Source organism: Pseudomonas sp. 5C2 (assembly GCF_034314155.1).
In the GTDB taxonomy this organism is placed as follows: domain Bacteria; phylum Pseudomonadota; class Gammaproteobacteria; order Pseudomonadales; family Pseudomonadaceae; genus Aquipseudomonas.
Window position 1 is genome coordinate 2120350 of record NZ_JAVIWH010000002.1, and the last position, 20830, is coordinate 2141179.

Below are 20830 nucleotides of genomic sequence, written 5' to 3' on the forward strand. Positions count from 1 at the left end.
ATGACCGACAGACCCAGCTTCGAAGGCAGCTACAGGGGCGACTCCGCGCGCATCAGCGATACCACCCGTCTGGAGTGCAAAATCTGCTGGTGGGTGTACGACCCGAGCGAGGGCGACCCGGTCTGGCAAATCGAGCCCGGCACGCCGTTTTCAGCGCTGCCGGACCATTGGTGCTGCCCGAACTGCGATGGTGCCGCCGAGCAGTTCATGGTGATCAATGACACAGTCTGAATCGCCACCCTCCCCGACCCTGCGGGGTGAGGCGCTGGCTGCCCACTTCAGAGACATCGCCGACACCCGCATGCGCGGCCTGCCCTTTCTCAACCCAAGGCTGGACGTCGAGGCGGTAGGCTTCGCCGTGCAGATTGCGGGTGAAGATGCGACCTCTGGCGTACTCGGCATTCTGATCACGCCCTGGTTCATGAACCTGATGTGGCTCGCGCCCGCCTTGAGTGCACCGCTGGCCCAAGGTGCCTCCCGAGAGCATTTTTTCGGTGGCCAGCGTCTGACATTCATAGGCGCAGTCGACGAGGCGTTCGGCGTTTACCAAAGCTGTTCGTTGTTTTCCCCGATGTTCGAGTTCGCCGATCAAGCGGCGGCCCGCGCTACCGCCGAACAGGTGCTCAGCCTGTTGCGCGACACCCCCAAAGAGGAAGAGCCGCAACACCCGGCGCTCAGTCGTCGCGCCCTGCTGTTCGGGCGTCGGCCTGGTGCCTCGGAATGAATGCCTCAAGCAGTTTGTCGCCACTCGGTGGATCGCTGAGAGTGCGTCCCGGTCAGCAACCGGCGATCATTGGCGGTCGGCCATTACTGGCGGCTCGGATATTGCGAGGCCAGCCACCCGAGGCCGCCGCGCAACGACTGCCCCTGCTCTACAGCCTGTGCGGTCAGGCCCATCGTTTGACTGCACAACTGGCCATCCGCGCAGCACTGCAGGGCCAGACGAACACCCTCGTGGCCGCCAGCCAGGCGTTGCTGGCCGAAACTCGCCGTGAACACTTGCGACGCGTCTTGCTGGACTGGCCGCCGCTACTCGACCCAGGCGCTCCGCGCCCCTCTCCAGGGGAAATGCGCGCGTGGGATCAGGCACCCGAAGCGGCCATGACTTTCTGGCTTGGCGGCCCGGTACGCGCCTGGCTACAGCAGTGGGAAGACGACCCTCATCACGCGTTGCTGGAATGGACCCAGCGCAACGAACACTGGCTGAGCCGCATACTTGCCAACTGCCGCAGAGACGCAGACGCCCTGCAATTGCCGGTGCATGCACTGCAACTGATCACCGATACCCCGGCGCTGCACGCCGTGGCAGATCACCTGCGCCGTTCCACCGACTTTGCCCTGCGCCCTGAGCTGAATGGACAGCCGTGCGAAACCGGCAGTTGGACCCGGTTCGGCGAAACACATCCGGAACGCTACACCAGCGCCTGGCTGAGGTTGGGGGCGCGGGTCGCCGAATTGGCACGACTGTCACTGCCCGATGCCCGCCCACCGGCGCTTGGGGTGATAGCGTTGGGTCAGAACGAAGCCCTGGCCTGGAGCGAAACCGCTCGCGGTCTGTTGCTGCATCGGGTATGTCTGGAACGCAGCGGCGGCACCGTGCAGATAGCCGACTATCAGATCGTCGCCCCCACCGAGTGGAACCTTCATCCGCAGGGTGCTCTGGCCCTGGCGCTGTCATCGCTGCCGAGCGCCGATCCACGCAGCCAGCGCCAGGCTGAACTGTTGATGGCAGCCTTCGATCCCTGCATCGCTTTTACGCTGGAAACAGACAAAGACAACCACCAAGGACAATCAAGCCATGCATGAACTGAGTCTGGCGGGCGGAATTCTCAGCGCCGTGGAAGCAGCGGCTGCCGCTGATCCGTTCGTGCGCGTCAGCCGTTTGCGCCTGGAAGCCGGAAAGTTGGCAGGGGTCGAGGTACACGCGCTGCGTTTCGCCTTGGAAGCGCTGGCACCGGGCACCTTGCTGGCCGGTGCGCAGATCGACATCGAAGAACCGCACGGACAGGCCTGGTGCCTGGACTGCGCCGCCACTGTGCCATTAGTCGAGCGCGGCGCACCGTGCCCGACCTGCGGCGGTTTCTGGCTGCAACCTACCGGCGGCACCGAATTACGCATCCTCGACCTGCAGGTCGAGGATCACTGATAGTTGATTTCTGATTTGAAATCTGGAGGAACGCCATGTGCGTCGTTTGCGGCTGCGGTACCGGCCATTCACACGAGCAACACCCAAGCAACGAGTCAACCACCGATAGCGAAGCGCGGGTCGACGCCACGGGCGATCTGCATTACGGCGCGGGCGAAGCGCGGGTCTCGGTGCCCGGCCTGAGCCAGGCAAGGACGATCCGCATCGAGCAAGATGTGCTCGGCGAGAACGACCGCCACGCCGCACGCAACCGAGAGAATTTCATCGCCCACGGCGTGCTGGCCCTCAATCTGGTGTCCAGCCCCGGCTCCGGCAAAACCACCCTGCTGTGTGCCACCCTCCTCGCCCTGCGCGAGCGCCGAGCCGGGTTGCCAATCGCGGTGATTGAAGGCGACCAGCAGACCCGCAACGACGCCGAGCGCATCCGCGCAACAGGGGTGCCGGCGATCCAGATAAACACCGGCAAGGGTTGCCACCTGGACGCACGGATGATCACCGAAGCTTACGCGCGCCTGCCGCTGCACGACGCATTGCATGCCGCAGGGCATGAGCATCACCACCCAAAGGCCCCGCTGCTCTCCAACCACCATCATCACCACGCCGCCCACGATCATCATGCACACGGCGCAGGCGAACCGGCGGGCATTCTGTTTATCGAGAACGTCGGCAACCTGGTGTGCCCGGCACTTTGGGACCTCGGCGAGGCCGGTAAAGTGGCGATCCTGTCAGTCACCGAGGGCGAGGACAAGCCGCTCAAATACCCGGACATGTTCGCCGCTGCAAAGCTGATGATCCTCAACAAGATCGACCTGCTGCCTCATCTGGACTTCGACGTGCAGCGCTGCCTGGACTATGCCCATCAGGTCAATCCGCAGTTGCAGATCATTCAGCTCAGTGCCCGTGACGGCACCGGCCTGGACGCCTGGCTCGACTGGCTACTGGCGGGTGCGCCGGAGAGTGACCGCAAGGCTGCACGCATCGCCGCACTCGAAGCCGAACTGGCAGCGCTGAAAGCGCCGGCCAAGGGGGCCTGACGTGCATAGCCAAAAACTCCCCAACGCGAACGTCTGGCCGCCCGTACTGGCCTGCGGTGCCTGGCTGAAAAACGCAGCCTGTCTGCTGCAACGCGATCAAGTGCTGTGGTCCCCAGTGCATGGCGATTTGGGCGATCCACAAAGTTGTCTGGACCTCGAAGCCTCGCTGGAGCGTTTGCTCGCGCATGCCGACGCTACCCCGCAGGCAATCGTCCATGACCTGCACCCGGACTTCTACAGCTCCCAACTGGCCGTGAGCCTGGCCGCTCGGCTGGACGTGCCCGCGCTGGCGGTCCAGCACCACCATGCGCATATCGGCGCACTCATGGCCGAACATGGGCTCGACGGCCCGGTGCTGGGTCTGGCGCTGGACGGCGTCGGCCTCGGCAGTGACGGCGCCGCCTGGGGGGGTGAGTTGCTATGGGTCGCGCCCCACGCCTGGCGCCGACTCGGGCATCTGCTGCCACTGCCACTGCCGGGCGGCGACATCGCCGCCCGTGAGCCTTGGCGTCTGGCCGCAGCCGCGTTGCATCTACTGGGCCGCAATGAAGAAATCATTACTCGCCTCGGCGCGCTGGTCGGCGAGCAAAGCGCTGGCACCGTTGCAGGCATGCTCCGCCGTAACCTCAACTGCCCACCCAGCAGTGGCGCGGGACGCTGGTTCGATGCCGCCGCCGGTATTCTCGGGATCAGTGTGCGCCAGCAAGCCGAGGCAGAAGCCGCCATCGCCCTGGAACGTCTGGCCAGCGACTATCTGGCAGCGAATGCCGAGCCAACGGTCGAAGGCCTATGGCGCATCCGCGCTGACGGCGTGCTTGATCTACGGCCGCTGCTCACACGTCTATTCGACTTGGCCGATCATGGCCGTAGCGCCGAAGGTGCCGCACTGTTCCACCTGACACTCGCGGCGGCCCTGACTGACTGGGTGCTGCAACAGCCTGCAAAACTGCCGGTACTGCTCGGCGGTGGCTGCTTCGCCAACCGTCTGCTCAGTGCGCGCCTCAGCCATCTGCTCGGCACCCACGGCGTGCCGGTCTTCAGCGCACAGAGCGTGTCCTGCGGCGATGCCGGACTGGCCCTCGGCCAAGGCTGGATCGCCGCCCACTGGCCCGAACTTGAAAGCCAAGCGGCGTTGCCGCTGGAGGAACCTCTGTCATGTGCCTAGCTATTCCCGCCCGTGTGGTCGAACTGCGCAGTGGCGACACCGCACTGGTCGATCTCGGCGGCATCCGCAAAGAAATCTCTATAGCGCTGGTGCCCGAGGCACAGGTCGGCGATTACGTGATTATCCACGTCGGCTATGCCCTGGGCCTGATTGATCCAGAAGAAGCCCAGCGCACGCTGGACATGTTCGACGAGTTGAACCGCACGCAACGGGAAGCCTCATGAAGTACATCGACGAATACCGCGACGGCGAGCTGGCTCAACGCATCGCCGCACGCATCCGCGAAGAAGCCCATCCCGACCGATCCTATCGGTTTATGGAGTTCTGCGGCGGCCACACCCACGCGATTTCCCGCTACGGCGTCAGCGAGCTACTGCCCGACAACGTGCGCATGATCCACGGCCCCGGCTGCCCGGTCTGCGTGCTGCCGATTGGACGTATCGACCTGGCGGTGAAGCTGGCCCTGGAACACGGAGCAATCCTTTGCAGCTACGGCGACACCTTGCGTGTGCCCGCGTCTGAAGGGCTTTCCTTGCTCCGCGCCAAGGCCCACGGCGCCGATATCCGCATGATTTATTCGCCGCTGGATGCACTGAAAATCGCCGAAGCGAACCCGGAACGGCAGGTGGTGTTCTTCGCCATCGGTTTCGAAACCACCACACCGCCCACGGCACTGATCATTCGCGAAGCGGCGGCACGTGGCCTGGATAATTTCAGCGTGCTCTGCTGCCATGTCCTGACTCCGGCTGCGATTTCGCACATCCTCGCCGCGCCGGAAAAGGACGCCGCGTCGGCGGTGGAACTGGATGGTTTTGTCGGCCCGGCGCATGTCAGCATCGTCATCGGCTCGGCGCCTTACGAAGCCTTCGCCCGCCAATACCACAAGCCAGTGGTCATCGCCGGTTTCGAGCCGCTGGACGTGATGCAGGCGATCTTGATGCTGGTGCGCCAGGTCAATGAAGGTCGGGCTGAAGTCGAGAACGAGTTCATCCGCGCTGTCGGACGCTATGGCAATACGGGCGCCCAGGCGCTGATGGATGAGGTCTTCGAGTTGCGCCCCAGCTTCGAATGGCGCGGGCTCGGTGAAGTCCCCCTCAGCGCCCTGCGCATTCGTCCGGCCTTCGCCCGCTACGACGCCGAAGTGCGCTTCGACTTGGAGTACCAGGCGGTGCCGGATCACAAGGCCTGCGAATGTGGCGCCATCCTCCGCGGGCAGAAAAAACCCACGGATTGCCGCCTGTTCGGCACCGTGTGCACACCCGAAAATCCAATGGGCTCGTGCATGGTGTCCAACGAAGGCGCCTGCGCCGCGCATTACGCCTACGGGCGCTACAAAGACATTGAGGTAGTGGCTTTATGAACGCTGGTTCCCCCGTCAAGCGCGGCTATGTCCGCCCCCTGAACCTGCGAGAAGGACGCATCGACATGAGTCACGGCGCTGGCGGCCGTGCTTCGGCGCAATTGATCGAAGAACTGTTCGTCGCCGCCTTCGATAACACCTGGCTGCGTGAGGGCAACGACGGCGCGGTCTTCACACCCGAACTCGCCCCCGGCGAGCGCATGGTTATGGCGACGGACGCGCATGTGGTTTCGCCGCTATTCTTCCCCGGCGGCGACATCGGCAGCCTGTCCGTGCATGGCACCGTCAACGACGTCGCCATGACCGGTGCGCGACCGCTGTACCTCGCCGCCAGCTTCATCATTGAGGAAGGTTTCCCACTCGCAGACCTGAAACGCATTGTCGACTCCATGGCCCGTGCCTCCCGTCAGGCGGGCGTCCCCATCGTCACCGGCGACACCAAGGTGGTCGAGCGCGGCAAGGGCGACGGCGTATTCATCAGTACCACCGGGATTGGCGTGGTCGCCGCCGGGGTGAATACCAGCGGCCATCGTGCTCGCCCTGGCGATGCCATTTTGCTGTCCGGGAGCATTGGCGAACACGGCGTGGCAATCATGTCCAAGCGTGAGGCGCTGGAATTCGACACCGAGATCATCTCCGACAGCATCGCCCTGCACGAACTGGTTGCCCATATGCTCGCGACCGCCCCCGGTTTGCGCGTGCTCCGCGACCCGACACGTGGTGGCTTGGCGACAACGCTGAACGAGATTGCCGGTCAATCCGGGGTTGGCATGCTCCTCGACGAAGCCATGATCCCGGTGCTACCACAGGTCGAAGCCGCGTGCGAACTGCTCGGCCTCGACCCGCTGTACATCGCCAACGAAGGCAAGTTGATCGCCATCTGTTCCGAGGCCGACGCTGAACCGTTGCTGCACGCCATGCGCCAACACCCGCAGGGGAAAGACGCGGTGCGCATCGGCACCGTATTGGATGACTCGCACGGCTTCGTGCAAATGCAGACCCGTTTCGGTGGGCGCAGAATAGTAGACTGGCTGACCGGAGAGCAGTTGCCTAGAATCTGTTGATCATAGGGTTCGAGCTGCCGGACAGCCCGTGACTGAACGGCCTCGACCCACAGACCAAGAGTCTCATTGAACCGATGTATGACCTTCGATCATCGCGACTCCCCCCGCTTCTACGCAAATTCCTGCGACCGCTGCTGGATCCCTATCGACGCTACCGTAACGCCAGGCTTATCCACGCCGTGCGCGTATCGCTGGGGTTGCTCGCGTCGATCTTGTTGACCACCGGCATCAACCTGCCCCACGGGGAATGGGCCTCGGTCACCATGCTGGTGGTAATCGGCGGACTTCAGCACCATGGTAATATCGGCAAAAAAGCGGCCGAGCGGGCGTATGGAACGCTGATAGGCGCCGCCGTTGGCCTGTTGCTGGTCGCCCAGCAAGCGTACTTGGGCATACCGTTGCTCACGTACCTGGGCATGTCTGCGGTATGCGGCTTTTTTGCTTATCACGCGATCGGCAAAGGCGGCTACACGGCGCTGCTGTCGGCAATCACCGTGTTCATCGTCGCCGGTCATGGCGATAACCCGATATCCGATGGCCTTTGGCGCACTGTCGATATCCTCATTGGCATCGTCCTGGCCCTGGCGTTCTCTTTCGCGCTGCCCCTGTACGCGGTCTTTTCCTGGCGCTACAACCTGGCGAGCGCACTGCGTGACTGTGCCGCGATCCACAGCCGCATCATCAGTGGCCAATCGGTCAGCGACGACGAGTACCTCAAGCTGATGAACCGACTGACCGGCGCCATGGTGCAACTGCGTTCGTTGATGCCCTCCGTGTCCAAGGAGGTGCGGATATCACTCAATAAACTCGACGCCATCCAGCGCAATCTGCGGCTGTGCATCAGCACCCTGGAGATCCTCGCCAACACCCGGCCCACCGCCAACGACGAACAGGCCATGGCCGTGTTGCAGCTGTCCCTCAACGCCGAACACAAACAGATACGCGTACAGCTGATTGCAATGGCGCGCGCACTGCAAACCGGTGTCTCGGAGCGGATCGAGCGCCCTGTCGGCGGGGCAGACAATACGGCCGCGTTGAGTGCCCCGGTCTACTCGGCACTGGACGGCTACCGACTGTTGACCCTGCAACTTGCCGCCACCGTCGACGATCTGCGCCAGCAACTGGCGAACACTGCAAGGAAATGGAAGATCTGACTGTTACTCATTGGACCGCGAAAACGCCCTCCACGATGATTCAATACACCTGCGTCACAAAAAAGGTGCCCGCACTAATCCGACAGAATGAACCGTATTTTTCAGGGGCCCTCCTATACTCCACTGCGCACGCCGTCTAACAGCAACACCATGCATGCCTTGTTTTTCATCTATTGAATAACGAAGGGAGCAGACTGTGCGACCCACTCTCCTTGATCAGATCCGCGCAGGGGCCTTGCGCTGGTGGCAAGAGTCCTTTATTGATCGCTATCGCCTTTGGCGCGCCCGCGTTAACGGCATTGAAGTGACACAGTCGATCCAGTATTACCGAGCTGCCGAACACTTAACCGATAGCGCCGACCGTGGACCGGATAACTCGGTCCAGTTGGTGGCGTACAAAGCGGCCTGGGTTCGGGTTTATGTACGTTCCGGGTTATTAAGCTCCGTTGCCAATGTCACTGGTTCGCTGGACCTCGCGCGCCGTAACCACGCCTTGAACTATGACGCCGTCGCGACTTACGCCGCTCAAGGTGCGGCGACTGTTACGGCTGAGCAAACCGTTGATTACGCAACCGAGCGCAACAACATAAACCGTACCTTGAACTTTTTGATTCCTGCCCAGGAGTGTCATGGCACGTTACGGCTGACGGCGCGCCTGCAAGGCATTGAAAGTTCAGACAGCAGCATTATCATCAATACGAACCTGGTTCAGACCCTGCGCGTGCGTGCCATTCTCGTCGCATACAACGGTCCCAGTTCCGCCAATACACCCGCACCCGGTCAACCGGCCATTACCCAACTCACGCTTCCCGCGCCGACACTCGCGGATTTGCAAACCAATGCATCGATGGCGTTCGCTGCCATGCCCGTGCAGGCCACCGGATCGTTCGCCAGTTGCGGCACCTTGAACTGGGCAACCCCACTGGACGACGTACGCTCTGGACCAGGAGCCTGTTCAACCAATTGGGGCACCCTGCTCAACTGGCTTGCACTACTCCGGGACAACGACGGCAACCGCACGGACGTTGTGTATTACGGTTTGCTCCCCGCTGGCATCCCGCTCAACGTGCCAGGCTGTGGACAGGATGGCCTGGGCGCTGGAGCCGTGGGTAATCAACTGACGTTCCTGCATGAAATCGGCCATGGCTATGGCTTCCAGCACACCCCATGCGGTGCCGCAGGGGCGACCGATCCAAACTACCCGACTTACGAACCCTATGCCTCCGCGTCCATTGGTGAATTCGGGCTCGATATTCGCAACGGCGCGGTGTACGACCCGACGACGGCGCGGGACTACATGTCCTATTGCAATCCACGCTGGATGTCTCTGTATCAACACGACCGCTTGCTTCAGCACCCGCGACTTGAGCCCCGGTGGTTGAGAGAGCGTTCGATTTTCGATGATTACCCTCTGGAAAGGGCTTTTGACATCGAACACCTCTGGTGGCCCGATCCACCATGGCTACAGGACGAACTGCAGGGGCGAACGATGAATCCGGTCATTTCCATCGTGGGTCATGTCGAGGAAAACGGGGAGATTCAGGTTCAATCTGTCGCACGTGTCCCTGTGACAGCATTGCCCACGGGCGTGCAGACACACTGGGTTGCGCAACTCATGAACGAGCAGGGCCACGTGATTGCAAGTGGATCGCTGGTGCGCTCCGACTTCCAGGGTGGATGCGGCTGTTGCCAGGGCCACGGACACCCGAACCAAGACCCCGACCGCCCACCGTTCATGTTCAAAGTCTACCTGCCTGACAGAGCGCCCGGCTCATCGCTGCGCATCGCAGGTCCGGCAGAGCAAGTCTGGACACGCCAGGCGCCTGCACGTCCTGCGCAGTTCGTCAGCGCCACAGCCGACGTGACGTCGACACAACAACTGGCGCTGAGGTGGCAGGTCGACGCCGAGAGCGATGTCGACGTCTGGGTGCAATGGACTGTCGATAAAGGCGAGCGATGGCACGGCTTGGCCGTTGGCCTGCGGGGTGGCGAAGCGGAGTTGCCGCTGACCGGTTTACCCGCAGGACAGGTCCAGTTGCGCTTACTCGGACATGACGGATTTTTCACCGCCGAATCGCCAGCGTTGGTCGTCGACTTGCCCGAACGTGCGCCTGAGGTGGCGATTCTTTACCCGCAGAACGGGCAGACGCTGCGAGCCGATCAACCGATACAGGCGTCAGGCAATGCAACTGACTCCGCAGGGTATCCACTGTCAGCGGAGCGACTCACCTGGATGCTCGACGACAAGGTTGTAGGACGGGGGCGCGAAGTATGGCTCTCCCCTGCTGCCGGTCGCCATGAATTGGTACTCGACGTCGACTGGAGCCAAGGCCGAGTTCAAACGGTTGTGGTTTTTAATACGGCAAAAGATCAGGGCCGAACGGGTCCTCACGCCCGGTGAGAAAGGCACCTGCTCAGGGCTGGATTTCGACCGAAAAGCACCTACACACGTGAGCCGACTCATTAAGCGTGCCTGTGCCCACCTCTTACAGGCGATAATGCCCCGCAATAGTGTTATCCACTCAACAAAGGGGCGCTGCAGCAGTGATGTTTGAGATCAAGCAATTCAATCCTGAAACCTATCGACGGCAAACGCGACGCAGTACGCTGATCATTATCGTGATCTTCGCGCTGCTGGCCATGGTGCTGTCCAGCGTTGCCGTGAAGCTGTTTGGCGAACCCGGTGGCGATAATTTCCGCTTGAATGCGGCGGGCGTCATTGCCGCGTTGGCAGTGACCGTGACCGTGGTGCGGTTCCAGTTCTGGTCGCAGGCATGGATGGCACCGGCCGTCTACGGCTGGCAGCTGAAACGCAGCCTAATGAGCATTACCAACGTCATGCATTACGTCACCGAGGGCGTGCAGGCCAGTGACCCGACGGCCATGAAACTGCTGCGCTTTTATCACTTGGGGCTCACGCAGATGCACCAGTTGGATGGCAACTCCGGCGCAGCAAGCCAGACAGTGCGAGAGGCCGACCTGCACAAGGCGCGCATGGAAGCTCTCGGCATTGATACCGACCAGCATCGACTGGATCCCGCCTGGCTTGCGGCGGCAAAGAAAGCCAGTGCGGCGAAGGCGAAGTAACACCCTCGCGATACAGTATCGCCCCAACGACACGTTGATACCTGAGCGTTGGGGCCAGGCCCGGAACGATGACCGCCCGAGCCTTTCAGGCTGTTTTTGACGCCCAGACAATCACTACGGACAGGTCACATCCGGTTTTTACGTGACCACCTGATAACAAGGCACATAGGCCGCGCCGCCTGGCAGCTTCATGCGGTGCTGCTCGACGAACGATTTCAATAAGCGGTCCAGAGGCTGCATCACCGCCGCGTCGCCACGGATCTGGTAAGGGCCATGCTGCTCGATCAGGCGAATGCCCTTGTCTTTCACATTACCGGCAACGATGCCGGAAAAGGCACGCCGCAGATTGGCCGCCAATTCGTGAGGAGGCAGGTCCAGGCTCAGTTGGAGACTGGCCATGTTGGCGTGGGTGGGGTCGAACGGGCGCTGAAAGCCTTCCTCGATCCTTAGCATCCAGTTGAAATGGAAAGCGTCATTTCGGTCTCGACGGAACTGCTTGACCGCTTTTAGTCCCACGGTCATTTGCCTTGCTACTTGAACAGGATCATCGATGATAATTTCGTAACGAGTCTGTGCGGCCTCCCCCAGCGTAGCGCCGACGAACGCGTGCAACTGATGCAAGTAGGGCGCGGCACTCTTTGGCCCGGTCAGGATGACAGGGAGCGGCAGGTCCTTGTTGTCAGGGTGCATCAGGATCCCGAGCAGGTAGAGGAACTCCTCGGCTGTGCCCGCGCCGCCTGGAAAAATGATTACACCGTGGCCGACGCGCACGAAGGCCTCGAGGCGTTTTTCTATGTCAGGAAGGATCACCAGCTCATTGACGATCGGGTTAGGCGCCTCGGCAGCGATGATTCCCGGTTCGGTCAGGCCCAAGTAGCGGCCGCCGATGATTCGCTGCTTGGCGTGAGCAATGGTGGCACCCTTCATCGGCCCTTTCATTACGCCAGGCCCACAACCGGTGCAGATGTCCAGGCTGCGCAGGCCCAGTTCGTGGCCGACCTTTTTGGTGTACTTGTATTCCTCGGTGTTGATCGAATGGCCGCCCCAACACACCACCATCTTCGGCTCCAGACCGGGACGCAGGGTGCGGGCATTGCGCAGCAGGTGGAAGACGTAGTCAGTGATCCCCTGCGAGCTGCTCAGGTCGATGCGCTGGCTGTCCAGCTCACTCTCGGTATAGACGATGTCACGTAGCGCGCTGAACAGCATCTCGCGGGTACTGGCGATCATCTCACCGTCGACGAAGGCGTCCGCAGGCGCGTTGAGCAGTTCGAGGCGCACGCCACGATCCTGCTGGTGGATGCGAACCTCGAAGCTCTCGTAGGCCTCAAGAATAGTCTTGGCGTTATCTATGTGGGCGCCTGTGTTGAGGATTGCCAAGGCGCATTGGCGGAACAGCTTGTAGATGCTGCCAGCCCCGGCTTCGCTCAGTTGCTGAACTTCACGTTGGGACAGAGTCTCCAGGCTGCCCCTTGGGCTTACCGAAGCGTTAATTACATGTCTTGGGGCCATTCTAGGTTCCTGAGATCGATGCCACCGAGCCCGGTAGGGTCAGTTGCATCAGGAGGGTGAGTGCCAAATGCAGTCGCGCGTGACGGGTATTTTCTCCGGCGACCGGGCTGAAAAGCAAACGTTGCGGTGAGATCCTCCGGGGTCGAGCGCCTTCACCACAGCAGAGAAAGCGGCAGCTAAAGGCCAATGAGCAGTTTCGTCATCTTACCCGGCCACGCATGGAACGGCGCTAACTCATAAGATCGCTGGGTTTTCTTGCCCCCCCTTTCACCACCTATACTCAAAAGGCCATGACCCGAGACGCTGAACGCCCCTTCCAATGGGGAAGGCGCAAAGCGGCAAAAGCACTCCATGCCGGGTATCAGAAGGATAGCCGCGCACTGAGGCTTGCGAATCAAAAAAGGCGTGGAGTGTTTGTTTGAAGCTCATCCAATGCCGGATGGGTTAACGCGGTCGAGTCTATTTAGAGGACTGCGATCTTGAATCTGCGTTCCCTGATCCTCGCCCTTATCGTCGCCTTGATGATGGCGTTGGTAGGGTGCGCCTCCAAAAATCACGCCCCCGATCAGACTCCGCCGGTTCTGGTTTCGGAGGATACCTGGCGACAGGTCGACTGGGATATTGTCACCGCGTCGCTGACCGCGAAAGGATCGGCCAAGGACTATGCGCGCAGCTCCATGGCAAACTGGAGGGACCTCGCCTACCAGCGCACCGAGGCAGACTTCATTCCGTGGTTTACCGGCTACTGGACTCAGCAATGGCTGACGCTCAAGGTGGCCTGGTACAAGGTGAGCACAGGGAAAGAGACCGATCCGGCCAAACGAATGGCTAACTATCTGCAGGAGCAATACCACAATCGCGTGCTGGACCCTGTTGCCAAGCAGATTGATCCCGGCGCGGTCATGGAGCAGACGACGAAACTGTACATCCAGCTTCTCGGCACGCAACTTCAGGGCATTGCGCCACGCTACGGTGTGCCTCTAGACCAATTAGACCGACGATTCAAAGACATTCCAGCAATCGAGCTGGCGCCACCACCCAATCGTAACGCTTCGCTCTACCAGATCATCCACATCGATCCTGTCGTCAAGCTGCCGGCGTATGTGGCTCTGGTCAATCAGATCCGCAATACGCCAAGTGGTGCGGGCGCCGGTCCATCGGACGCAAGCATATCGTCAGTGGCACAACGGACCAGCGAAAAACTGGAGGCCACGCTCCCCACCCGAGGTGTCGCAGGCGCTGTCGCCGCGGCGGTTGGCCGAGTAGCAGGCACGATGATTTCCCTTGCTGTGTCGGGTTTCGGCGCCATTGCGCACGAGAAAGAACGGTCAGAAATGGTGGAGCAGCTTCGGGTAATCCTGAGCGCCGCCCTGGACGATGAGCGGCGTAACCTGATGGACAATCCCACCACCGGGGTAATGGCAGGGGTCTATCACTTGTCAGGACACATCGAGGGAAGCCTCATCAAAACCTTTACCCCGTCGGTCGAATTAGAACCGATACCTCAAGACCTTCCTCCGCCCGGTGAGCAACCTCTCCAGGACAACAAAAGTGATGAGCAAGCGCCGAGCGACGACGGGAAGGCGACTGAATAACGCCACAAGGGTCGGGGCATTTTTATCGCGACGGCACTCAAGGAAGATAAATAATGAATTGACCGCCCCCCAACTTGCCGCCGTTGGCCAGTTCGATATGTCCATGCACGCCATTGCGCTCGTGCCGTTTGGCGATGTGCGCTGCGAAATAGAGGCCTAGACCGGTACTGCCGCTGCTTTGATTGATGCCCTGCACATAGTCTGACTGACGCTCGATCATCTGCGCTGGATACCCGGGTCCGTCGTCATTGATCGTCAACACAAGTTGGTCTCCCTCCTCATGGGCGCTGATCAACACAGCATGGCGCGCATAACGGATGGCATTGATAATAATGTTCGCCACCACCGAACCTATCAGTTCACGGTCAAAAAAGCCGAGCACATTAATGCCCTGGAGTTCGTAACTCGCGACGATCCCGTGACTGTTCAAGACATCCTGATGGCACGCCAGTTGTGCTTCGATGAAATCATCGAGCTCATGATAGTCAGGCCGCAGCGGCAACTGGTTGACGCCCAACTTATACAAACCGAGCAACTGCACCAACATCCCGTTGAGATGGGCGAATTCGTATTCGATGGCCCCATGCTCGGGGGTGCCTTGCTGCACGTCGGGCAGCCGCATCAGCCACTGGCTATGAGCGTGCATCAATGTCGCCAGGGAGTTCTTCATGTCATGCACGATGGAGGCGATCACCATCGAGAAGTCGAGGCCCTCATCGTTAGTATTCATGCGCCAAACGCCCGACTCTGCAACTTCTGATAACGCTCATAACGGGGATCCGTGTCAGGCATCATGCCGATCATGTTCAGGCACACCCGACATTCTTCAAGCCGTGCAGCATCTGGAGTCACGCCCTTCGCAGGCAACAACGATTGCACCATGTTCAGGGCGATACTGATGTTCTTCGATTGCAACGCCAACGCGCGGCGGAAAAAATCCTGCGCTTCGGCGAGATTGCCAGCCTTGTAACTGCGTACGCCTTGAAGGTTGAGGTCAGCGGCGGCCTTGCCCGCACCAAGGATCGCAGGATCATCGGTCAGGCGAGAGATGCCCTGCATGACTGCGGGGTCATCGCCGTAGATTTCTGCGCAGTTTTTCAATACCCCTGCTCCAGCTTCCTCTTGACCCAAGCGCTGAAGCTGGGCGGCAACCGCCAGTGCCGCGTCGGCGCCGAGAAAGCTCTCCATGCCCTGAAGAACTGCCAACGCCTGCGCGGTCAGCTTCGCGGCGGTCTCAGGGTCCGACTGTTGCAGACTGGTCGCCTTCATCAGACGAGTGCGCAATTGCAGCCCCTGATCGTTGCCGTACTCCTTAGCGACCTCGCCCAGCGTCTGGTTGATCTCCACCCGGGCCCGGGCATCCAGGCCCTTATCACCATTCTTGCTGATCAGTGCTTGTGCCAGGCCGAGGTTGCTCTCTGGATCCTTGAAGCGCGAGTACTGCCCTTGGGACACGGCATGACGATAAGCCTTGGAGGCGCTTTCAAAATCTTCGTTACCCATCGCCAGCTTGCCCAGCAACCTTTGCCGACGCACCGCCAATGGCGACAAACGTACCGCATCCTCGAGTACGCTTTGGGCGCGTCGCGCGTCACCACGGGCAACTAACACATCAGCCAGGCCATCGTAGAGCGTCGGGATCATCGGAAAGGCAATCATTGCCCGCTCGTAAATAGCCTGAGCCTCGCTGGCCTTGCCGCGCTTGAACAATAATTTGCCAAGCGCCGCGTAAGCCCAAGGCGTAGCGCGGTCGGCCAGGATCATCTTGAGAAAGCTTTCCAGCGCATCATGCTGATTCAGATCGCGCAGGGCATCAGCCTTGTAGCGCTGGCAGAGGGGGGCAAAGCGCTGGTCCTTCTCGGTGAGGCTGGTGCAGGCGGCCAACACATCGGCAGGCTTGCCGCGATCAAGCGCCTGGAGAATCGGTTTGAGCAACGTCTTGCGCTGGTCAAGCTTTTCAAGGCGCTGGGCCAGGCCCGCTCGGTTGAACGGCTTGGTCAGATAAGCATCCGGCTCCCATTCCAGGGCGCTCATCACCATGGCCTGGCTGTTCTCGGCGGTGACCATGACGAAAACACCTTCATGGCTTATCAGCTTATCGGTCATCAGGTCTTCAAGCACCTGCTGACCATTTTTCTTACCGTCACCGAAATTGAAATCATGCAGGATAAAGTCGTAGCGTTTCTGCGCGCACATGAGTAGCGCCTGCTCACCCGTATCGGCGGTGTCTACTTCCACAACGCCCAGTTCGCGCAACATGGACCTGACCGAACTGCGAAAATCGGAGAAATCATCGACGATAAGAAACTTTTTTTGGTTGTACGCCAGCATCGAGATTCCTGTCATGGGAAGTAAAGAGTAGGAGCCCAAAAGCAAATACCAATGCAAGGACGGATTGAGCTTCGCTGCCCATTTCGGCGCGCACATAATAGCTAAGCGTAATAGGTCATCAAGCGACTTTACATAGCAATGCTATCCTTCTTGCTTGCCGCATCGCAATGGCCTTGATCCAAGCGTTTCCAGACGCTCGGGCGAACGCTATAAGAGCTTCAGCGGCAACCGGATTTTTGGTCAATTCGGACAGCAGAAAGATAGTCTCCTATCGACCCAAAACAGGAAATCAATACTGGTAGAAATCGGCAAGAAGAAGACTATGAACACGATACCCATAACGCCATAAATTGCCCAAGAGCCATGTCGCTCTTTCTGTGCAAGACAGTCAAGCAGAACTCGGAGTCATGCGTGGACAAGGACCGTAATCAGACGACAAATAGGGCAGAAAAAATTATGCATGTTTGTCACCTGATTACAGTGAGTGACTTATAGGAATTTTTTGTCTTAATACACTAAACGCAACGAACACTCTTTACCGTGAGAAGTTTTCTCTGACCCGCCCCTCTGGAGAGTGCTTAAAGAGTTGGATTAAATAGTATCCACGGTCAATGGCCGAGGCATTTGTTTGATCGCCCAAGGACATTGATAATGGCAAAATTGTTCCTGCCGCAGTGATCAGCGATGCTTAATCAGGAGGGCGACTCGCAGCGGTTTTCCCCCGCGTCCGAGAGGTCGAATGAGTAGGTGTTGCGACCCGACTTCTTGGCTGCGTACATCGCATGGTCCGCGTGCTGGACCAAGGCTTCGATATCGTTGCCATCACGTGGGAACATGCTGACACCCATGCTTGCATTGATTCTCACTTCATGACCATCAATGAACAGGGGAAGCTGGAAGCGGTTATGCAGCTTCTCCAGGATGGTGACAATATGCTGGGTATCCTCAACCGCCTCGAAGAAGATGACGAATTCATCCCCCCCCAAACGTGCCACCGAATCGTTTTCGCAGGTGGCAGAACGTAGCAGGTTGGCCACCGCCTTGAGCACATGGTCACCGAGGCTGTGGCCGTACCGGTCGTTGATGCTCTTGAAGTGATCGAGATCGACAAACAGCACCGCCAAGTGCTTGCCGCTACTCTGTGAATTGATCAAGGCACACTCAAGGCGATCAAAGAACACCCGACGGTTCGGCAGACCGGTCAGCGGATCATGTCGAGACAGGTGTTCGAAGGCCGTGCGGCTGTGCGTGAGGTCGTCCAGTTGGCTGAGGATTTCTTCCTCCATTTCGCGAAAACTCTGGGCCAACTGGCCCAATTCGTCCTGACGCGAGGGCAGCTCGCTGATCTTGCGTTCACGGGAAAATAGCTGCACGGCTCGGGTCATGCTTTTCAGCGGCCGGATGACCGCACGCGAGGTGATGATCGCCGTGAGCAGGGCCAGCAGACTGAACAGCAGAACAATCTGGACGATCTTCTGGCCTACACGCGAGGCCTCGGCGAGTACGAGGCTTTGTGACTGGCCGAGGCCGAGGACGATGAAAGGTTCTGAGGTCTGCGCATTGTTTGAGATTCGTACAAACGCTGCAACCAGCCCATCTTGCTGCTCCTGCGCGACGCTACGACTGATTACGTGGTCCTTATGCCTCTCACCCAGCAGTCTGGCGACTTCCGGGAACTCGTCCTGGATGAACAGACGACGTCCCTGGTCAAATCCGAAAGTGCGTTGGTGGTCTGGGTGGACCAGCAGGTCGCCCCAGCGATTGCTCAGATACACTTGGTATTGCGCGGGCAAATCTCCCTGCAATTGGCTAAAGAGCTGGTCGAGGTCGACGTTGATCACCATCAGGGCGAATACTTTACCGCTGGCGTCAGCCACGGGTGTGGACACGTGCAGGGTCGGCTTGCCCAACCCGGAGTGAGCGCCCTGCTCATGATTGATCACTATCGGGGACAAGCGTGTTTCACCGGGCGCCAAGCGCAAGGTGTCGAACACGTAAGCGTAATGGGCCTTCTCCTGCAGATCGGCACCGCTGACGCGTAACAAGCGCTCACCGTCGCGATCCACCCGCACCAGTTCGAGGCCATGGTCGACAGCGCTGATCAGGCGAACCTGCATATAGTCTGGGTGCACTTGCAACATCGCGCGGAACAACTCGGCAAGGTTATCTTGCGCATGTAAACGCGTACTCTGGCTACCGGCGTCCGAAAGCTCGCGTACCTCGGGGCCGTTGGCCAGCAGTTGCGCATCGAGACCGATGTCGTCTAGGTTGCCGTGCAAGTTGCGTCCGAGCACCTAGGCGGAAGTGAGCAGGTCACGTTCTGCGGCCTTGAGCAGAATGTCGCGACTACTGATGTAGGAATAATATCCGGCCAGACCGGTGGGCAGGATGCCGAACAGAGCCATCAGGCACCCGAGTTTGAGGGCGATACTGAACCTCATCGCGCCTCCTGCAGGGGCGGCCGGTCGCCGGACATGATGCGCTGCCATAGCGCAGTACGATGTGCATCATCCTCGACAGGACGCAGCCAGATCAGTTGTGCCGACGGGTCCATACCAACCGGCTCCACCAAGGTATTGGACAAGCCCTGACGCTCGCTCAAGGCGCGACTGACATGGGGCTCGAGGGTGAAGTTGATCCAGGCTTCGGCCAACACTGGATCGCGCGCGTTGCGACTGATCGCCCAACAGTCGAGCCAAGCCAAAGCACCTTCTCGCGGAATCACGTAACCGACATCGGCGCCAGCGTCCTGCAACTGCTTGAGCTGCTGCCGGCCATAGTTGGCAAATAGTAGAGCCACCGAGTGCTCACGGAACAGTTCGGCAGCTTCCTCCGGTAGAGAATAGAAGGTCAGCACGTTGCGGCGCAGAGCGATCAACTGATCAGTGACCAAAGGGAAGTCAGCGGCGGCGATGTGGAACGGGTCGCCACCGCGCGCCAGGTTAGCCAGAGAGAAGTTATGGCTGCTGGTGTTGAACGCCAATACACGGCCTTGGAATTTGGGGTCCCACATACTGGTGATCGACTGCGGCGGCTGACTGAACTGCTGTCGGTCATAGATCAGCCCCATGTCCGAATAGGTGTAGGGGATCGCGTAGACGCTGCCGCCGGCCATGATCCCGGGGATCTTCGAGTAGTCGCGAAAGCGCAAGAGTTGGCGCGAGGTGTTAGTTATACGCGCAGGTTGCAATGGCTGTAGCAGTTGCTGACCTATGTAGTACTCGACTTCCGCAGTGTTGGCAGCGATCAAGTCGTAGTTGCCACCCTGATTTTCCGCCAGCTTGCTACGCAGCACTTCGTCGCTGCCAACCAGAGTGACTTCGACCTTCACTTTGTAACGCGCCTCAAACTCCGCGACCAGGTCGCTGTCGGCATAGCCGGGCCAAGCAAGCAGACGTAGCGTTTGAACGCCAGCCTGTGCCAGGGTCGGGACCAGGATGGAGAGAAGGACGAGCAGAAATGGGTAGAAGTGCTTCATCGACAAGGCCAAAAAAAGCGAGATTTTGAGTATATAGATGGCTATATGCCTTAGTCTTTAATACCACGCCCAACTTTCGCCGTTGGTCGGAAACAGTCTATTCGCGAGATCAATGAGGGCAAGACCCCCCTCTGCGTTTAAACCGGAAAGCAGCTCACCAAAACCCGATCATGTGTCATTCGAACCATCACAGAGCATTGTGGCTCAGCAATTCCCACGACTGGTGCGTTGATCGCCTCTTCCGCCTTCGCCGTAAACATCGAAATAAAGCCTGAGGAGAAAACAGGTCAGCCAGTTCCTATCCTTAACCAGCGTTTTCCAACAAGCGTGTTCCGTGCTAGGCCAATCGTTCATCGATATCAATCGAACAGAGTCACCCTTCTCACTGCGTGGTTGACACGTTTCCTTGCGGCCGACGGCAAAGACTGGCAAGCAACTTGCTTGATCTGATCACACTTGAGCCATCAACGACGATGGTTTCACAACTATTACGGGCAACGGCGTCCGCTCACCTCCGCATTGCGGAAAGTGAGCGTGCGCCGTTTTTGCGTTCACACTGGTTCAAAAGGAAATCCTCATGCCTGCTCAAGGAGTCCTCCCAATGGGCCATGCCACCGCAACGCTGCACAGGGGCGCAGGCAAGTGCCGTCCTACTGGCACGTCATTCGGCAAAGCATTGTTCAAACCGGGCATAGCCCTACTGGAACGCAGCGGGATCAACCTCTGGTTACCGCTCGGATTGGCCCTCGGCGCCTGTGGTCTCGCACTAGCCGAACAGCCTGCCAGCGCACTGACCCTCATCCCTGGAGTTCTCTACCTAGGCTGTGCCTGGCAATTGCGCGAGCGCGATCAACGCCATCTACAGACATTCTGGAACACCGAACTGGCACGACTACTGCGCAGC

Annotated in this window: 19 protein-coding genes; 13 read left to right on the forward strand and 6 right to left on the reverse strand. The window is 59.7% G+C overall.

Features of this window, described 5'->3' with window-relative positions; translation table 11 throughout:
• The 12 genes from RGU44_RS10440 (at window position 1) to RGU44_RS10495 (ending at window position 11010) form a co-directional block, all read left to right on the forward strand.
• The gene (locus RGU44_RS10440) at window positions 1-231 is read left to right on the forward strand and encodes a rubredoxin (RefSeq protein WP_322178543.1); all 231 of its coding nucleotides are present in this window, start codon (window positions 1-3) and stop codon (window positions 229-231) included.
• Window positions 218-724 (forward strand): [NiFe]-hydrogenase assembly chaperone HybE, encoded by a 507-nt coding sequence (gene hybE / locus RGU44_RS10445; RefSeq protein WP_322217052.1) that lies wholly within the window; start codon window positions 218-220, stop codon window positions 722-724. Before RGU44_RS10440 ends, hybE begins: the two co-directional genes overlap by 14 nt.
• Window positions 721-1806 carry a nickel-dependent hydrogenase large subunit gene (locus RGU44_RS10450; RefSeq protein WP_322217054.1) on the forward strand — a complete coding sequence of 362 codons (1086 nt, stop codon included), beginning with the start codon at window positions 721-723 and terminating at the stop codon, window positions 1804-1806. Before hybE ends, RGU44_RS10450 begins: the two co-directional genes overlap by 4 nt.
• Entirely contained in the window at window positions 1799-2146 is a 348-nt protein-coding gene (locus RGU44_RS10455) for a hydrogenase maturation nickel metallochaperone HypA (protein ID WP_219063229.1), read from the forward strand. The genes RGU44_RS10450 and RGU44_RS10455 overlap by 8 nt, the downstream gene beginning before the upstream one ends.
• Before the next feature lie 35 nt (window positions 2147-2181).
• Entirely contained in the window at window positions 2182-3180 is a 999-nt protein-coding gene (hypB, locus tag RGU44_RS10460; RefSeq protein ID WP_322178540.1) for a hydrogenase nickel incorporation protein HypB, read from the forward strand.
• A gap of 1 nt (window position 3181) precedes the next feature.
• Window positions 3182-4345, forward strand: coding sequence for a carbamoyltransferase HypF (locus RGU44_RS10465; protein WP_322217056.1), 1164 nt, complete (start codon window positions 3182-3184; stop codon window positions 4343-4345).
• Complete coding sequence (locus tag RGU44_RS10470; RefSeq protein WP_322178538.1) at window positions 4336-4569, forward strand: HypC/HybG/HupF family hydrogenase formation chaperone; 234 nt, start codon at window positions 4336-4338, stop codon at window positions 4567-4569. The genes RGU44_RS10465 and RGU44_RS10470 overlap by 10 nt, the downstream gene beginning before the upstream one ends.
• On the forward strand, window positions 4566-5705 hold the full coding sequence (gene hypD, locus RGU44_RS10475; RefSeq protein WP_219063233.1) for a hydrogenase formation protein HypD: 1140 nt from the start codon (window positions 4566-4568) through the stop codon (window positions 5703-5705). Before RGU44_RS10470 ends, hypD begins: the two co-directional genes overlap by 4 nt.
• Window positions 5702-6769, forward strand: coding sequence for a hydrogenase expression/formation protein HypE (gene hypE / locus RGU44_RS10480; protein ID WP_322178536.1), 1068 nt, complete (start codon window positions 5702-5704; stop codon window positions 6767-6769). Before hypD ends, hypE begins: the two co-directional genes overlap by 4 nt.
• 74 nt (window positions 6770-6843) lie before the next feature.
• A complete protein-coding gene (locus RGU44_RS10485; protein WP_322178535.1) occupies window positions 6844-7923 on the forward strand; it encodes an FUSC family protein in 1080 nt (359 codons plus the stop codon).
• Window positions 7924-8119: 196 nt separating this feature from the next.
• Window positions 8120-10324, forward strand: a complete 2205-nt coding sequence (locus RGU44_RS10490; protein ID WP_322178534.1) for a M66 family metalloprotease — start codon at window positions 8120-8122, stop codon at window positions 10322-10324.
• Window positions 10325-10470: 146 nt separating this feature from the next.
• Entirely contained in the window at window positions 10471-11010 is a 540-nt protein-coding gene (locus tag RGU44_RS10495) for a DUF3087 domain-containing protein (protein ID WP_322178533.1), read from the forward strand.
• A gap of 138 nt (window positions 11011-11148) precedes the next feature.
• On the opposite strand, the gene ppnN is transcribed toward RGU44_RS10495, so the two are convergent.
• Window positions 11149-12522, reverse strand: coding sequence for a nucleotide 5'-monophosphate nucleosidase PpnN (ppnN, locus tag RGU44_RS10500; RefSeq protein WP_322178532.1), 1374 nt, complete (start codon window positions 12520-12522; stop codon window positions 11149-11151).
• Window positions 12523-13001: 479 nt separating this feature from the next.
• On the opposite strand from ppnN, the gene RGU44_RS10505 reads away from it, so the two are divergent.
• Window positions 13002-14117, forward strand: a complete 1116-nt coding sequence (locus tag RGU44_RS10505) for a hypothetical protein (RefSeq protein WP_322217060.1) — start codon at window positions 13002-13004, stop codon at window positions 14115-14117.
• Between the two features lie 37 nt (window positions 14118-14154).
• Here RGU44_RS10505 and RGU44_RS10510 read toward each other — a convergent pair whose 3' ends face one another.
• From RGU44_RS10510 to RGU44_RS10530, 5 genes are all read right to left on the reverse strand, one after another.
• Window positions 14155-14847 (reverse strand): HAMP domain-containing sensor histidine kinase, encoded by a 693-nt coding sequence (locus RGU44_RS10510; RefSeq protein WP_322178530.1) that lies wholly within the window; start codon window positions 14845-14847, stop codon window positions 14155-14157.
• Window positions 14844-16448 carry a response regulator gene (locus RGU44_RS10515; RefSeq protein ID WP_322178529.1) on the reverse strand — a complete coding sequence of 535 codons (1605 nt, stop codon included), beginning with the start codon at window positions 16446-16448 and terminating at the stop codon, window positions 14844-14846. The genes RGU44_RS10510 and RGU44_RS10515 overlap by 4 nt, the downstream gene beginning before the upstream one ends.
• A gap of 692 nt (window positions 16449-17140) precedes the next feature.
• Window positions 17141-18727: a diguanylate cyclase domain-containing protein gene (locus RGU44_RS10520; protein ID WP_322217062.1), complete on the reverse strand. Its 1587-nt coding sequence runs from the start codon at window positions 18725-18727 to the stop codon at window positions 17141-17143.
• Window positions 18728-18742: 15 nt separating this feature from the next.
• A complete protein-coding gene (locus tag RGU44_RS10525) occupies window positions 18743-18889 on the reverse strand; it encodes a hypothetical protein (protein ID WP_322217064.1) in 147 nt (48 codons plus the stop codon).
• Complete coding sequence (locus RGU44_RS10530; protein ID WP_322217066.1) at window positions 18886-19926, reverse strand: ABC transporter substrate-binding protein; 1041 nt, start codon at window positions 19924-19926, stop codon at window positions 18886-18888. The genes RGU44_RS10525 and RGU44_RS10530 overlap by 4 nt, the downstream gene beginning before the upstream one ends.
• Between the last annotated feature and the right edge of the window lie 904 nt (window positions 19927-20830).

Coding starts and splice junctions, on each gene's coding strand:
- RGU44_RS10440 (WP_322178543.1), top strand. CDS start 1: ATGACCGACAGACCCAGCTTCGAAGGCAGCTACAGGGGCGACTCCGCG.
- hybE (WP_322217052.1), top strand. CDS start 218: ATGACACAGTCTGAATCGCCACCCTCCCCGACCCTGCGGGGTGAGGCG.
- RGU44_RS10450 (WP_322217054.1), top strand. CDS start 721: ATGAATGCCTCAAGCAGTTTGTCGCCACTCGGTGGATCGCTGAGAGTG.
- RGU44_RS10455 (WP_219063229.1), top strand. CDS start 1,799: ATGCATGAACTGAGTCTGGCGGGCGGAATTCTCAGCGCCGTGGAAGCA.
- hypB (WP_322178540.1), top strand. CDS start 2,182: ATGTGCGTCGTTTGCGGCTGCGGTACCGGCCATTCACACGAGCAACAC.
- RGU44_RS10470 (WP_322178538.1), top strand. CDS start 4,336: ATGTGCCTAGCTATTCCCGCCCGTGTGGTCGAACTGCGCAGTGGCGAC.
- hypD (WP_219063233.1), top strand. CDS start 4,566: ATGAAGTACATCGACGAATACCGCGACGGCGAGCTGGCTCAACGCATC.
- hypE (WP_322178536.1), top strand. CDS start 5,702: ATGAACGCTGGTTCCCCCGTCAAGCGCGGCTATGTCCGCCCCCTGAAC.
- RGU44_RS10485 (WP_322178535.1), top strand. CDS start 6,844: ATGTATGACCTTCGATCATCGCGACTCCCCCCGCTTCTACGCAAATTC.
- RGU44_RS10495 (WP_322178533.1), top strand. CDS start 10,471: ATGTTTGAGATCAAGCAATTCAATCCTGAAACCTATCGACGGCAAACG.
- ppnN (WP_322178532.1), bottom strand. CDS start 12,522: ATGGCCCCAAGACATGTAATTAACGCTTCGGTAAGCCCAAGGGGCAGC.
- RGU44_RS10510 (WP_322178530.1), bottom strand. CDS start 14,847: ATGAATACTAACGATGAGGGCCTCGACTTCTCGATGGTGATCGCCTCC.
- RGU44_RS10515 (WP_322178529.1), bottom strand. CDS start 16,448: ATGCTGGCGTACAACCAAAAAAAGTTTCTTATCGTCGATGATTTCTCC.
- RGU44_RS10525 (WP_322217064.1), bottom strand. CDS start 18,889: ATGAGGTTCAGTATCGCCCTCAAACTCGGGTGCCTGATGGCTCTGTTC.
- RGU44_RS10530 (WP_322217066.1), bottom strand. CDS start 19,926: ATGAAGCACTTCTACCCATTTCTGCTCGTCCTTCTCTCCATCCTGGTC.